Raw genomic sequence first — 14,154 nt, forward strand, 5'->3', positions numbered from 1 at the left:
GGCCACCACGTCCGCCGTGGTGGCCTTCGGTGCGTTCAGGGGACGAGCACGACCTTGCCGGTGACCGTGCCGGATTCGGCCAGGGTCAACGCCTTCGCGGCTTCGGTGAGCGGGATGCGCGCGGCGACCTGGGCCTGCAGGGTGCCGGCGACGGCGAGGTCGAAGACGGCCGTCAGGTCTTCGGCGAGCTTCGCGCGGAAGCGGGTGAGGTTCCGCTTGCCGCCCCAGACGTTGAAGAAGTGCGCGTGGCGGCGGTTCGGCAGCACGTTCCACCACAGCAGCCGCGCGAACAGCTTCAGCACCGGCAGCCGCGAGTTGCCCGGGTCGTCCTTCGTGGCCGCGCTGCCGTAGGCGACCAGCGTCCCGCCGGGGGCGAGCAGCCGGAACGATTCGACGACGCCGGGCCCGCCGACGTGGTCGAACACGGCGTCGACGCCCCGCGGCGCCAGCGCGCGGACCTGCGCCGGGATGTCGCCGCGGTAGTCGACGTGGGTCGCGCCGAGCGCGGTCACGACGTTCTCGTTGCGCGCCGACGCGGTGCCGATGACGGTGATGCCCGCGGCCCGGGCGAGCTGGACGAGCGTCGTGCCGACGCCGCCGCTCGCGCCGTGGACGAGGATCGTCGCGCCGGTCTCCACCTTCGCGATCCGGTGCAGCATCTGCCACGCCGTGATGCCGTTGACCACGAACGTCTCGGCTTCGGCGGCGTCCAGGCCGGCCGGGACCGGGACGAGGTCGGCGGCGGGCAGGACGAGGTGGCTGGTCCAGCCGCCGATCTTGGTCATCGCGGCGACGCGGCGCCCGACGAGCGCGGGGTCCTCGGCTTCGAGCACCGTGCCGACCACGTCGTACCCGGGCACGAAGGGGAAGGCCGGCTGGTCGTAGTACTTGCCGCGGCGCATCTGCTGCTCGGCGAAGGAGACGCCGCTCGCCTCGACGCGGACCAGGGCCTCGCCGGCGCCGGGCCGCGGGATCTCGCGGTGCTCGACCCGCAGACCCTCGGGCTCGACGAGGCCGGGGAGGACGATTTCGGTGGTGGTCATGACGGTTCCTTCCAGTTGTGAGTGACTGGTCAATCACTCATCGGGCGTGAAAAAACGGACTTCGGGTGGGGCTCAGTTCTTGCCGGGGTGGCGGATGCCGGCCGACAGCACGGCCGCCCAGTCGCCGGCGTGGTCGTCGAGGTCGAGGGTGGCGATGAGGTGGCAGAGCTGGCCGTAGGCGATGAAGCGCTGCACCTGGTCGTCCGGCGCGCCGGAGCGGGACCGGGCGAGCTCGGTGACCTTCTCGAGGCCGCGACGCACGGCGTCGGCGATCTCGGGGGTGTCGGCCGCGGACTGGGCGTGCACCTGCAGCATGAGCAGGTTCCGGTCGGCGATCAGCTCGGCGTAGGCGCCGCCCATCTCGTAGAGGATCTTCTCGGGGGCCTCGCCGTCGGCCCGCGCGGCGCCGTTGGAGAGCGCGTGGGCCACGAGCTCGAAGCACCGGTCGAGCGCGGCGACGAACAGGGAAACCTTGCTGGGGAACAACTTGAAGACGTAGGCGGGGGAGATGTCGGCCTTCGTGGCCACCGCGCTGATCGGCGTGCTGTGGTAGCCGCCGCGGGCGAACTCGGCGATGGCCGCGTCGACCACGACGTCCCGCCGGGCGTCGGAGGTGGAGAGGGTGGCACCGCGCTTCGTCATGTGAGTGACTGTACACTCACTCTCGTCGGGAACGCAAACCCGCCGGTCACGTCACGTCCGTGCCGGTGCACTGGCGGATCGCGGCGGCGGTGAGTGGTCCGCCCTCACCGTGCAACACGACGGCACGCAGTGCGGCATCCGTCGCCAGATCGCGGAGGTCTGGCGGGAAGCATTCCGACGCCCACAGCGGCTCGATGATGCCGCGCACGGTGTCGGGCGCCGCTTCGAGGTGGTCGGCGACGGACGGCCAGCGGACTCGAAGAATGGTCCACAGAGCCAGGACGTCGCCCGGCACGGTGTTCTGCTCGAGCGTGCGGACCGAGCGCAACACGTTGTAGGTGTTGAGGAACTTCTTGATGGTGCGCGGATTGGCTTGCAGGAGCGGCAGGAACTTGCTGAGCGCGTGTTCGGTGCGGGCGCGCGTATGGGGCGCGATCAGTGCGAGTGCGGCCTCGCCCGCGAGCTCTTCTTTCGCGGGCGCGCTGGCTGTGCGGACGACCCGCAGGATGGCGTCTTCGTCGTCGACCTCGGAAATCGCCTCCTTGCCCATTTCGACTTCGCGTCGGACTTGCTCGGTGTCGGCGGTGTCAGGGACGTGCAGAAGCTGATCGAGGTAGGTGGCCCGAGCCTGTGAGCTCGGTGCCGGCACGGGCACGGTGAGCTGAAAGAGCTTGTCGAGGAAGAGGTGGCCGAGCGAAGACCCGGAAGTCGGGACGCAGTCGCGAAAAGTGGGAAATGCGTCTTCGTAGCTGCGGCGTAGCCACGCGCCGTCCGCGGCAACGACGAAGTAGGCAGCCGCGCCGTTCGGCGAATCGGCATCGCGGTGCGGGGCGTCGCGGACGAGCGTCTGCACGGAGTCGAGCAGGTCCACGACATAGGTTCCGGGGCACCGGTCGAGGTCGTCGACAAAGAGGAGAACGGGTTCACGAGAGCGGCGGAGAAGCCAGCCGAAATGCGACGCGACCTGGTCCATCGGGTTCGGGTTGGACTGCTCGAACAGGCGGGCGCCGCGTGCGGAGTCCCACAGCAGCAACTTGGCGGCGACCCGGGCGCCGGCCCACAGGGCACCTGTGGCCGCGACGACGGCGGTCACAGCCTTGGCGAGGGTCGCGATGGCCTCGTTGCCGGGCACCTGCGGCAGCACGACCACGGTCAACACGCCGATCAAGGTGACGAGCAGGAGTACCGCCAGTATGAAGGCTGCGCCGGACCGCCGCGCCCGGACCGTGGTTTCGGTCACCCGGAGCCAGGCGGCGGAGAACCACGGGCGATCGCGGGCGACCGCCTTGCGGGTGGCGCTCAGCAGAGCCCACCACGGTGGACCGAGCCTCGACTGCCGCCAGGCGTCGAAATGCACGATGGTGAACTCGGCGCCGAGGCGTTCTTCGAGGAGGTTGAGCAGGGTGCTCTTGCCGGCGCCCCACGGTCCGTCGAGGTGGACCAAGAACGAGGTCGACGGATCCTTGCGGCGCACTTCCCGCAGCTGGCTCGCCAGCACGTCGGCGAGCGGCCCGCGGTTGAGGTGGTCTTCGCGTGCGGGTGCGTCCGTGGCCCAATCGACCTTGGTCTCCGGCGTTCTGACGGGTCGTTCGTCGGAGGCAGTTGCCTCGATCGTCGCCGCTACGGTGTCCTCGACCCCCACCTTCGAGGTCACCGTCGGGCTGAGTCCGACCTTCGGTGCGTGGGCGAAGACGAGTTTGCCCGTCAGGGCGGCGACCTTGCTCGGTGTCTGGCGGAACCCGGTGGCCTCGCCGGCCGCGACGACTCTGCGGTAGAGGAAGTCGAACAGTTCTTCGGGGTCGATCACGCCGTCGCCGCCGAGGTCGGCGGCGCCGGTACGCAGACCGTCGATCAGCGCGTCGGTGAACACCGATCCGGACCGAGGCGAAGTCGGTTCGGCCACCTCGAAGGCGTATTCGACTCCGCTCGCGGAGCTGATCACGATCCAACCCGTCCCGCCGATCTCCGGATCGATGACGGACGACGAGCCGCGCAAGTTCCCGATTTCGCTGTGGAAGGAGCCCGAGTAACTGCAGTCGAGGACGATGACGATGCTGCGGCACGCGCTGTCGGTGATGGTCTCGGCAACGAACGCCGCGGAGACGCCGGTGACGGCAAGCAGGTCGTGCCGGGTGTCCTTCGCCGCGAAGTACAGCCGGCCCCGGGCGTCCTTGAACCCGTGGCTGCTCAGGTAGAGCGTCCGAAGTTCGTCCCGCCTCGCCGACGCGAAGAACTCGTGGATCTCGATCTGCATCTCCTGAGCGGTCGGGTCCTCCAGGCGCCGTACCTCGTAGGCGCCGATGTCCGGGTCCGCAAGGAGGCCCGACAAGACCTTTGAGTCAGGGCCGGTCGAAAACGACCTAAGGGCGGGATCGTCGAACTGCCCGGCCGAGATCACCAACGCTGCTCGTTTGGCCACAGTCCGAGCCCTCCACCACGATCAAGCTGCGTACCGAAGAGAGTCGCCGGAAAGCGTGTCGTTGTAACGACTGGTCAGTGCTGATCGGGGGAGCCGCCCATCATCCGGAGCATCCCGGCGCCGCCGGTGCGGAAGAACCGCGTCACCAGTGCCGCCGCCAGCAGCAGGAACGCGATGTCGAGCCACGTCGTGTAGTTCCACGAGATGCCCTCGTGCATGACCGTCGCCGACCGCGTGGCCGGGATCAGGCCCGTCGCGCCGAACAGCAGCTCGACGACGTACCCCGCGCCCACCATCGCCGCGTAGAACGTGCCGAGCAGTACCAGGGTCATGCGGGCGCCGTAGTACTTCCGGTAGATGTTCAGGATCGGGAGGATCAGCAGGTCCGCGAAGAGGAACGCGACCACACCGCCGAAGCTGATGCCACCGTTCCACAGGACCGCCGCCAGCGGCACGTTCCCGATCGAGCAGACGAACGCGAGGATCGCGACGACCGGGCCGATGAGCGGACCCCAGACCGCCGACGCCACCGGGTGGCCGGTGAAGAACAGCGCCTGCCACCACTCCCGTGGCACCCACGCGCCGACCGCGCCCGCGATCAGCAGCCCGATCACCAGGTCACGCAGGATCGCTGCCCACTCCATGACGAACACGTGCGCCACCGCGGTGAAGCCGTCGGCGGAGAACAGCCGCCGCGTGAACGTCCCCGGGCCCTGGACGGACATGTCCATCGCCGCGTGGCCCTCCATCGAGCCCGCGACACCCTTGTCGGCCTGTTCACGGGCCTTCTCCAGCAAGCGCCGCCGGACGAAGATCCGGAACAGCACCGCGAGCAGCACGATCATGATCGGCCCGCCGACGAACTCGGCCGCGGTGAACTGCCAGCCCATCAGCAGCGCCAGGATGATCCCCAGCTCGACGACCAGGTTCGTCGAGCCGATCTCGAACGCCATCGCGGCGGTGAAGTGCGCGCCCCGCCGGAACAGCGACCGCGCCAGCGCGACCGCGGCGTACGAACAGGACGACGACGCGGCGCCCAGCAGCGACGCCACGGCGAGGGTGCGCGGCCGGTCGTCGCCCAGCAGCCGCACGATCGTCGACTTCCGCACGACCGCCTGCACGACGGCGCTCAGCAGGAACCCGAGGATCAGCGCCCAGAGGATCTCCCAGGTCATCGACCCGGCCAGGGCCAGTGCTTCCCAGACTTCACCCACGAGTTCAGGATGCTATCCGGCCGCCGGGGCGGCGGCCACGCGAGAGCGCCCGCCACGTCCACAGTGGACGCGACGGGCGCTCCCGGGGTGGTGGCTCAGACACCCGCGGTGGAGGAGATCCAGTCGCGGTACTTCGTGATGTTGATGTAGGCGGTGTAGGACTGGCGGTCGCTGGTGGAGGCGACGCCGACCTGCTTGCCGTTCGCGTACATCGGGCCGCCCGAGTCGCCGCCCGCGGTGATGCCGTCGCCGCGGTTCGCGCACACCGAGGTGCCGGCCGCGCCGTCCGGGCAGTCGATCGAGGTGACGCTGACCTTGGCCACCTTGAGCAGCTGCGACTGGCACTCGATCTCCGGCTTGTCGGTGCAGGTCGCCCCCCAGCCGTAGACCTCGGCCTGGTCGCCGACCTTGACGTCGCCCTCGCTGCCCAGGGGTGCGTAGTCGGTCTGGACCTGCTGGTCGATCTGCACCAGCGAGATGTCGGCGTCCGGCGACTCGTGCACGGACGTGGCGTTGACCGTGGTGCCCTTGGTCTGGTCCAGGTCTCCGACGTGGAAGCTGATCGGCTTGCCGTCCGCGCCCTGCGTGCAGTGGCGCGCGGTGAGGATCCAGTCCGGCGCGATGATCGTCGCCGAGCAGATTTCCTGACCACCCGCGAACATCCGGGCGGCCGAGTGGAGCGAGTCCGCGGTGCTGCCGTCGATGATGGCCGGCTGGGCGGCCAGCGACGGTGCCGCGGCCGCGAGGGCCGAGAACAAAACGCCCGAGACGAGGACGCCGGTTCGCGCGATACGCACTTTGGGATCAACCTCCATCCGCGGACCGGAGCCGCGCGGTGACGTGTGGTGAAGTACGCACCTACCGTCACCGCTGTGGGTGAATCTCCGAAACCCGCCGATAGTCGGTTGATCCAAAACGCGACTTTCGTCGTGCGCTGTCCGGCCCAGCCGGGAGACCACGCGATCGCCTGCGACGAGGTCCGGGCGGCGGCGAGCGTGGCGCTACGCGGGCCCTACACCCGCGCTCTCGTGGTGCTGACGCGAGTGAGTGCCGGAACGCCGGAAACTGTCACGCGCGAACCACCGCGTGACAAAAAACAAAGCGCGTCACGGCGAGCCGCATGACAAATTCCCGGCTCACGGAAATGCGTATTGGCCGGTTGGGAACTTTCCGCCTAGCATCCGAATCGCCGTTCGACGACGAAAGGAACCGACATGACGGAAACCCTGGTGCGGAAAAGGCGATTCCTCGGAACCGGGCTCGCCGCGCTGCTGGCGGGCGTGGTGGCCGTCGTTTCCGCGGGACCGGCCGCGGCGGCCGAGAAAACGCTCACCTACAAAGGCGGCTTCCCGCTCATCGGCGACCAGCAGGTGACCGTCGTCGTGAAGGCCGACATCCCGGCGACCGCGACCGCGGGCACGCCGGTTTCGGTGCCGTTCAGCCTGGACGTCGACGCCGGGCAGGCGGCCGGGGACGGCCTGCGCCTGGTCGGCGCCACGAAGGTCTCGGGCACGATCAAGTCCGAGGTGAACGTCGCGATCGGCGGCCAGTCGGTCGCGATCCCGGTCGGGCTGCCGATCCCGGAGACGCCCGTCCCGGCCGAAGGCAGCCTGAAGTTCACCGCGCAGGGCCAGGTCGACTTCACCGTCCCGGCGGGCACCCCGGCCGGCGAAGCGACCAGCAGCGTCGGCTCCGCGGCGACCACCCACGTCGCCACCGACAGCAGTCTCGGCGAGTTCGACGTCGACCTCACACTCGACCCGCCGGGCCAGGACGCCACCCTCGGCACCACGACGATCGGCTGACCCGCCGGCGCCGGCCCGCCGGAATCCGTCCGGCGGGCCGGAGCCGATGCCGGAATCCGGCACCCGGGAAATGCCGGGATCCGCCGGAAACCGTTCCCTCCCAACGTGATCCTCCCTTAGTAGGTACCGGGACACCGGGCGTGCGCGGAGTATTTCTCGCCACCACGTCGAATCGTCACCGACTGGAGGACCACTTCGTGAAAACCACTTCAGGAGTCCTTCGTGGACTCGCCGCGGTTTCGGCCGCCGCGGCCCTCGTCGTCGCGGTGCAGGCACCCGCCGCCGCGGCCGCCGCCCGGACCGATCTCGGCATCAGCATGCAGGCCCAGCAGAAGGACCAGTGGTGCTGGGACGCCAGCGGAAACACGATCGCCGACTACTGGGGACACACGCTTTCCCAAACCCGGTTCTGCCAGATCGCGCACAACGAATCGGGCAGCGACTGCGCCGACAACCAGGGCTACCTGTCCGACCAGCAGCGGGTGTTCCGCTACCTCGGCTTCTCGAACATCGGGTCGTACAACTCGAACGGGCAGGTGCTTTCCTTCACCACCATCAAGAACCAGATCGACGCGGGGCAGCCGATCGGCACCCGCATCGGCTGGCGCTCGGGCGGCGGCCACATGCACGTCCTGTACGGGTACGACAACTCCGGCGGCGCCACCCGCGTCGAATACGGCGATCCGTGGCCGGACAACAGCCGCTACAACTCGATGAACTACGACACCTACCGCTCCAACAACCAGTTCCAGTGGACCCACACGCTGTACGGGATCGAGGGATGAGCGTGCTGAAGAAGGCGATGGGCGCGGCCGTGCTGGCCGGCGCCGCGATGCTCACCACGGCCGGCGCCGCCGGCGCGGCGACCGGGCCCGCCGGCACCCCGACCGCCGCCGACACCGCCGCGATCGGCCAGGTCGCCGGTGGTCAGGCCACCCTCGACCGCCTGACGACGACCCGGTTCCCGGGCGCCCACGCGGCGGCCGCGGCGTCGCGGGCGAACGCGGACGCGCGCACCCAGGTCGCCGTCTACGAACCGACGGCCGCGTTCGTCGCCGGGGCCTCGGACGTCCCGGCCGCGCTCGCCTACATCGCGGTGCCGGCGCGCACCGGCGACGGCACCACCGCCACGGTCTGGGCCGAGCGCCAGGGCCCGGCCTGGACCGTCGTCAACGTCGCGTCCGGCGACTACGAGCAGAAGTACGCCCAGGCCGCGGCCGGCGGCTACCTCCTGCACGAGCCGCAGGTCAACGCCTGGTACGCGGTGCACGGCGACGCCGTCACGGTGCTGGACGGCTCGGTCACCGGCCTGGCCGCGGGCACGACGCTGACGCTGGCGGACTACCGCGCGGCGCTGCACCAGCGGTACGCGGACAAGCTGCCGGGCTCGGCCTACGACCGCGACGGCGCGGGCGGCGGCTACGGCGGCCGCGAGCGGGCGGTCCCGGCCGCCGGCTCGGACGGCGTCCCGGTGCTGCCGTTCGTGCTCGGCGGCGCGCTCGTGCTGGTCGCGGGGGCGGTCGTGGCGCCACGGCTGCGCCGGCAGTAGGACGACGGGGGCCGCCGGCGCGTCCGGCGGCCCCTTGGCAGGTGATCATGATCGGGGCACAATGCGCCATGCCCGAACCTTGCCCCGCGCAGCCGGAACCGGCGCGGCTGAGCGGCTCGGACCTCGCGCTGGTCGAGGCACTGCAGCGCGATCCCCGGGCGCCGTGGACGCGGATCGCCGCCGCCGTCGGCACCGACGCGACCACGGCCGCCCGCCGCTGGGACCGGCTGCAGGCCGCCGGGCTGGCCTGGCTCACCGCGTACGCCACGGCCCCGACGACCACGGTCGGCTACGTCGACCTCGCGTGCCGCCCGGACGCACTGGCCGACCTGACGCGGGAGCTGTGCGGCTGGCCGTCGGTGTTCAGCGTCGAGCGCACGACCAGCCGGTTCTCGCTGTTCCTGAGCCTGGCCGCCCGTGACCTCGACGCCCTGGACGGGCTGGTCACCGGCCGGCTCGGCGCCCTGCCGGGGGTGCGCGAGGTCCGGTTCGCCGTCGCGACGCGCGTCTACCGCGAGGGCAGTGGCTGGCTGGTGAACGCGCTGGCCCCCGAGCAGCGCGCGGTGCTGGACGAGACGGCCGTGCAGGCCCGGCTGGTCGTCCCGCAGCAGTGGAACGACCGGGACCTGCGCGCCCTGGTCGAGTCCCTCGGCGAGGACGGCCGGCGCAGCTACGCCGAACTGGCCCGAGACTGCCGGATGAGCGAGTCGGCGGTGCGGCGCACGCTCGCGCGGATGCTGCGCAACCACGAGCTGGACTTCCGCTGCGACCTCGCACACGTCCCCGCGGGCTGGCCGGTGATCGCGGGCTACCGCCTCGACGTCGCCGCCGGGGACCTGGACCGCGCGGGCACGGCGATCGCGCACCTGCCCGAGACCCGCCTTGCGGCCGCGGTCGTGGGGGAGGGCAACCTCGTGGTGTCGGCGTGGCTGCGGGAACCGGCCGGCTGCACGGGCTACGAGACGCGGCTGGCGGCCGTCGCACCCGGCGCGCGGGTGCTCGACCGCGCGATCACGGTGCGGATGCCGAAGCGGATGGGCCGGCTGCTCAGCCCGCACGGCCTCGGCGGCACCCACCAGGCGATCATCCCCGCGCGCTGAGCCGGCCCCGATCGGCGGCTGGGTAGGGTCGTGGGGTGAGCGAGTCGAACTGGGCGGGCAACCACACCTACGCGGCGGACGCGGTGATCACCCCGCGGACCCTCGACGAGGTGCGCGCCGCCGTGGTCGCCGCCCCGCACGTCAAGGCGCTGGGCAGCCGGCACTGCTTCACCGACATCGCGGACGCGCCCGGCGGCGTCCTGCTGGACCTGAGCGCCCTGGACGTCCCGGTCGAGATCGGCGACGGCACCGTGACGGTGAGCGGGTCCGCGCGCTACGGCGACTTCGCCGCCCAGCTGCACGAAGCCGGGTTCGCACTGCCGAACCTGGCTTCGCTGCCGCACATCACGGTGGCCGGCAGCGTCGCGACCGGCACCCACGGTTCCGGCCGGCGGCAGCCCGGGCTCGCCTCGGCCGTCTCGGCGGTGGAGCTGGTCACCGCGAACGGCGAGCTGCGGACGTTCACGCGCGCGCACGACGAATTCCCGGGGCTGGTCGTCGGTCTCGGCGCCTTCGGCGTCGTCACGCGCTTGACGCTCGACCTCGTGCCCACCTTCGACGTCCGCCAAGACGTCTTCGACGGCCTGCCCTGGGAGGCCGCGTTCGAGCACTTCGACGAGATCGAAAACGCCGGCTACAGCGTCAGCATGTTCACGAACTGGGTCAACGCCACGATCGACCAGGTCTGGATCAAGAGCCGGGTCGAGGCCTTCACCGAACGGAGCGAGGTGTTCGGCGCGGTGCCGGCCGACGGGCCGCGGCACCCGGCCCACGCCGCCGGGATCGCGGCCGGCAACTGCACACCGCAGCAGGGCGTTCCGGGTCCGTGGCACGAGCGGCTGCCGCACTTCGCGCTCGCCTTCACCCCGAGCGTCGGCGACGAGCTGCAGTCGGAGTACTTCGTGCCGTACCGGGACGCGGTCGCCGCGCTGAAGGCGGTCCGGGAGATCGGCGACGTCCTCGCTCCGGTGCTGCTGGTGTCGGAGATCCGCGCGATCGCGGGCGACCGGTTGTGGCTGAGCCCGTGCCACGGTGGCGACCGCGTCGCGCTGCACTTCACCTGGCAGCCGCGGCAGGCCGAGGTCGAAGCCGTGCTGCCCGTTCTCGAGGAACGGCTGGCCCCGTTCGGCGCCCGCCCGCACTGGGGCAAGCTCTTCCACACGGCGGCGGGGCACTACCCGCGACAGGACGATTTCGTCGCGCTGGCGGGGAAACTCGACCCGGCGGGCAAGTTCCGGAACCCGTTCCTCACGCGCCACGTCTTCAGCGCGCGCTGAAGGTCCGGGCCTCCTCGGCCGCCGCCTCGCGCTCGCGGTGCGCGGCCACCGCGTCCCCGCTGTCGCCGCGGCGGTCCAGTGCTTCGGCGTGGCGACGGCGGGAGAACACCACCGCCGGCCAGTGGGCCAGGGCCAGGTTGTGCTGCACCGCCGCTCGCAGGTGGGCCACCGCCCGGTCGAGGTCGCCCGTGGTCAGGGCCGCCGTGCCCAGCGGGTAGTGGACCGAGCCGAAGCAGGCGATCGCGAGGCTCGCCATCGCCGGCAGGTGGCCGAACGGGCGCAGCAGCTCCGAGACCCGCGCCGCCGTCTCCGTGTCGTCCAGCAGGTAAGCGGTTTCCGCGGCGCCGCACAGGGAAATCAGCCACGTGCTCGACCGCGGCAGCGCGCCCAGGTCGCCGCCGCACAGGCGGGCCAGCGCGCCCGCCGCGGTCCGGCGGTCGCCGGCGGACGCCGCCGCCACGGCCAGCGCCGCGTAGTACGAGTTGTCGATCGCGCTGAGCGTGGGGGAGTGCATCAGCCCGTCCAGCACCGGCACCAGGTCGCCGAGCCGGCCCTGGAACCAGCGGATCGCCACCAGCTGCGCGCCGTACCAGCCGAGCGCGTCCAGGTCGCCCGCCGCCTGCCCGAGCTCCGCGCACGCCTGCGCGCCCTCCTCGGCCTCGCGGAAGCGGCCCGCGCGGATCGCGAGCATGACCTTCACCGCGTCGGCGACGAACCCGGCCGCGAGGTGTTTTCGTTCCGCCAGCAGGTCTTCGAGTTCGCCGAGCCGCCGTTCCGCGTGCGGGTCGCCGGCCAGGAAGAGGTCGACGGTTTCCCACACCACGCCCATCACGAGGTCCGTCCGCCGCCCGGACCGGCCGCTGACCCCGACCAGTTCGGTCGCGAGCGAGTGCCGCAGCGCCGTGTGGTCCGGGCCGAGCAGGCAGTGGTGGGCCAGGCTCAGCGCTTCGGCGTGCGCGACCGGGTCGTCTTCGGCGCGGGTCCGGGCGACCACGGCGAGGATCCGGCCGGACTTCCCGTCCTGGTAGTCCTCTTCGCCCGCGAGCCGGGCCTGGAGGCGGCGGGCGAGCGGGGCCGCCGGATCCAGCCGGTCCAGGGCGAGCCGCAGCCGGGTGAGCAGCGACGCCGACGCGGCGGCCGTCCGGTGTTCGTGCACCCACACTCCGCCGAGACCGAGTGCCGCGCGGGCCATCGCGTCGACGTCCCCGGCCTGCTCGGCGCGGCGGTAGGCGGTTTCGAAGTGCTCCCGGCTGGTCCGCAGGTCGCCGTCCTCGAGCAGGGCGTGCTCCCCGGCGGCGAGGGCGTCGTCCGGGACGGTCGCCACGATCCCGGGCCGGACCGCGAGCAGCCCCGGGTCGTGGGCGAGGACCTGCCGGTGCACCTGGGTCAGCACGGGTGACGGTTCCACCCCGGACGCGGTGATCAGCCCGTGCCGGGCCCGGCGGAACGCCTCCAGCGCGTCACCCTGGCGCCCGGCGCGGTAGAGCGCCGTCATCAGCTGCGCCCACAGGCGTTCGTGCCCGGGGAACGCCGCGGTCAGCGACTCCAGCTCCGCGATCAGCCCGATGTCCTCGCCGGTCGCGAGATCGGCGTCGATCCGGTCCTGGACGGCGTTGTGGCGCAACCGTTCCAGCCGCATCCCTTCGGCACGCAGGGCTTCGACGCCGTCGAACTCCTCGTACGCGCTGCCGCGCCACAACGCCAGTGCGGCGGACAGGTGCCAGCGCGCGGCACCGGGCTCACCCGCCGCGAGCGCCCGCCGCCCCTCGACGGCGAGCTGCTCGAACCGCGCCGCGTCGAGTGCTTCCGGGGCCAGGTGCAGCACGTACCCCGGCGAGCGGGTCAGGATCAGCCGCGGGTCCACGGTGCCGCGCAGCCGCGAGAGGTACGTCCGCACGGTCCGGTCCGCGTGCTCGGGCGGCTGCTCGCCCCACAGCGCGCGGCCGAGCGCGCGAACGCTCACGACGCGGCCCGCTTCCGCGGCGAGCACCGCGAGGAGGGCGCGCAGGCGGGGCCCGCCGACGTCCCGCGGTGCTCCGCCGATCCGGACCTCGAACGGTCCCAGCACTCCGAGGTCCACTCCGTCGGTGGTGTTCCCGGCCATCCCCGCCCCTTCGCCGCGGACGCGTCCGCGCTCTGGCGTACAAGAGCCGGCCGGGGGCCGCGAGATACGTCGACAGGACGGAAAAGTGGCGTCGACGAAGTGTCGACGGTCTGTCGACGGGCGCTGCCAGGCTCGGCAGCCGCGGACCGGAGGAGTCCGCAGCCATCGGTTGTTCGGGAGGACATCCATGAAACGCACGATTCGGGGCCTGGCCGGGGTTTTCGCCGTCGCGGGGGCGGGTGCCGCGGTGCTCGCGGCCGCACCGGCGGCGGACGCCGCGGCACCGGCCGCGGTGTCGGTGAAAAGTGCTACTTGGGGCCAGCTGCACAAGGGCGACTGCGAGCAGGACAACGGCACCATGGTGATCCGGTCGGACGGCACGGGGGACTGGAGCGCGACGACGCTGACGTTCCAGACGCACTCCGGTGACGTCTGGCACGCGGACTTCGACTTCAAGACCACGGCCGGCACGAAGCTGTTCCACGAGGGCACGTTCGACAGCCCGGTGATGAACGACGGGAACCCGCCGCCGCGGTACTTCTGGACCCGGCACTTCACCTACGACCCGTCGCTGTTCGGCGCGGTCGACATCTTCAAGACGATCCAGACGTACAACTGCTGACCGGAGGGCGCCGCCCCGGGCTCACGCTTCGGCGGGGCCCAGGGCGGTGCCCGCGGCCGTCGTGCCGGGTTCCTTCAGCTCGACGAAGAACGAGTGCGTCGGCGTGGTCCCGACGTTCTCGCCCGAGTGTTCCTGCGCCGCCACCCAGCGCACCGCGCCGGCGGGCAGGTCGACGCGGACCTCGCGGCCGCCCGCGGAGATGCGGCGGCTGAACGCGCTCAGCGTGACCATGACGGTGTCGGGGTGCCGGTGCGGCGCGGTCCGGTCGCCGGGGCCGTCCCGGTACTCGAGGACCCGCACCCGCTCGTTCTCCAGGACCACCCGGTACAGCTCGGGGTTGGTTTCGGCCGGATCTCCGGTCATGGCCGCCTCCTTCGTG

The 14,154-nt window shown here is 71.7% G+C and carries 13 protein-coding genes; 6 read left to right on the forward strand and 7 right to left on the reverse strand.

What is annotated here, in order from left to right:
* Positions 1–35 precede the first annotated feature (35 nt).
* The 5 genes from ACYVLJ_RS16750 to ACYVLJ_RS16770 all read right to left on the reverse strand — a co-directional run bounded on the left by ACYVLJ_RS16750 (position 36) and on the right by ACYVLJ_RS16770 (position 6,115).
* Positions 36–1,043 carry a medium chain dehydrogenase/reductase family protein gene (locus ACYVLJ_RS16750; RefSeq protein ID WP_460439266.1) on the reverse strand — a complete coding sequence of 336 codons (1,008 nt, stop codon included), beginning with the start codon at positions 1,041–1,043 and terminating at the stop codon, positions 36–38.
* 72 nt (positions 1,044–1,115) lie between these two features.
* Entirely contained in the window at positions 1,116–1,685 is a 570-nt protein-coding gene (locus ACYVLJ_RS16755) for a TetR/AcrR family transcriptional regulator (protein ID WP_451980520.1), read from the reverse strand.
* 46 nt (positions 1,686–1,731) lie between these two features.
* Positions 1,732–4,086: a P-loop NTPase fold protein gene (locus tag ACYVLJ_RS16760; RefSeq protein WP_460439267.1), complete on the reverse strand. Its 2,355-nt coding sequence runs from the start codon at positions 4,084–4,086 to the stop codon at positions 1,732–1,734.
* A 92-nt stretch (positions 4,087–4,178) separates the two neighbouring features.
* A complete protein-coding gene (locus ACYVLJ_RS16765; RefSeq protein ID WP_460439268.1) occupies positions 4,179–5,318 on the reverse strand; it encodes a permease in 1,140 nt (379 codons plus the stop codon).
* A 95-nt stretch (positions 5,319–5,413) separates the two neighbouring features.
* Positions 5,414–6,115: a S1 family peptidase gene (locus ACYVLJ_RS16770; RefSeq protein WP_460439269.1), complete on the reverse strand. Its 702-nt coding sequence runs from the start codon at positions 6,113–6,115 to the stop codon at positions 5,414–5,416.
* Between the two features lie 417 nt (positions 6,116–6,532).
* On the opposite strand from ACYVLJ_RS16770, the gene ACYVLJ_RS16775 reads away from it, so the two are divergent.
* From ACYVLJ_RS16775 to ACYVLJ_RS16795, 5 genes are all read left to right on the forward strand, one after another.
* Positions 6,533–7,123 carry a DUF6801 domain-containing protein gene (locus tag ACYVLJ_RS16775; RefSeq protein ID WP_460439270.1) on the forward strand — a complete coding sequence of 197 codons (591 nt, stop codon included), beginning with the start codon at positions 6,533–6,535 and terminating at the stop codon, positions 7,121–7,123.
* A 197-nt stretch (positions 7,124–7,320) separates the two neighbouring features.
* Entirely contained in the window at positions 7,321–7,908 is a 588-nt protein-coding gene (locus tag ACYVLJ_RS16780; protein WP_451980532.1) for a papain-like cysteine protease family protein, read from the forward strand.
* Positions 7,905–8,672, forward strand: a complete 768-nt coding sequence (locus ACYVLJ_RS16785; protein WP_460439271.1) for a hypothetical protein — start codon at positions 7,905–7,907, stop codon at positions 8,670–8,672. Before ACYVLJ_RS16780 ends, ACYVLJ_RS16785 begins: the two co-directional genes overlap by 4 nt.
* A 68-nt stretch (positions 8,673–8,740) precedes the next feature.
* On the forward strand, positions 8,741–9,772 hold the full coding sequence (locus ACYVLJ_RS16790; protein ID WP_451980538.1) for an Lrp/AsnC family transcriptional regulator: 1,032 nt from the start codon (positions 8,741–8,743) through the stop codon (positions 9,770–9,772).
* A 35-nt stretch (positions 9,773–9,807) separates the two neighbouring features.
* Positions 9,808–11,049 (forward strand): FAD-binding oxidoreductase, encoded by a 1,242-nt coding sequence (locus tag ACYVLJ_RS16795; RefSeq protein WP_460439272.1) that lies wholly within the window; start codon positions 9,808–9,810, stop codon positions 11,047–11,049.
* On the opposite strand, the gene ACYVLJ_RS16800 is transcribed toward ACYVLJ_RS16795, so the two are convergent.
* Positions 11,036–13,153 (reverse strand): BTAD domain-containing putative transcriptional regulator, encoded by a 2,118-nt coding sequence (locus ACYVLJ_RS16800; RefSeq protein WP_460439273.1) that lies wholly within the window; start codon positions 13,151–13,153, stop codon positions 11,036–11,038. The two genes, ACYVLJ_RS16795 and ACYVLJ_RS16800, sit on opposite strands and share 14 nt — an antisense overlap.
* Before the next feature lie 187 nt (positions 13,154–13,340).
* Here ACYVLJ_RS16800 and ACYVLJ_RS16805 point away from each other — a divergent pair, with 187 nt between their 5' ends.
* A complete protein-coding gene (locus ACYVLJ_RS16805; RefSeq protein ID WP_451980546.1) occupies positions 13,341–13,775 on the forward strand; it encodes a DUF6294 family protein in 435 nt (144 codons plus the stop codon).
* 21 nt (positions 13,776–13,796) lie between these two features.
* Here ACYVLJ_RS16805 and ACYVLJ_RS16810 read toward each other — a convergent pair whose 3' ends face one another.
* The gene (locus ACYVLJ_RS16810; protein ID WP_460439274.1) at positions 13,797–14,138 is read right to left on the reverse strand and encodes a cytoplasmic protein; all 342 of its coding nucleotides are present in this window, start codon (positions 14,136–14,138) and stop codon (positions 13,797–13,799) included.
* Between the last annotated feature and the right edge of the window lie 16 nt (positions 14,139–14,154).

Source organism: Amycolatopsis stemonae (genome assembly GCF_054781455.1).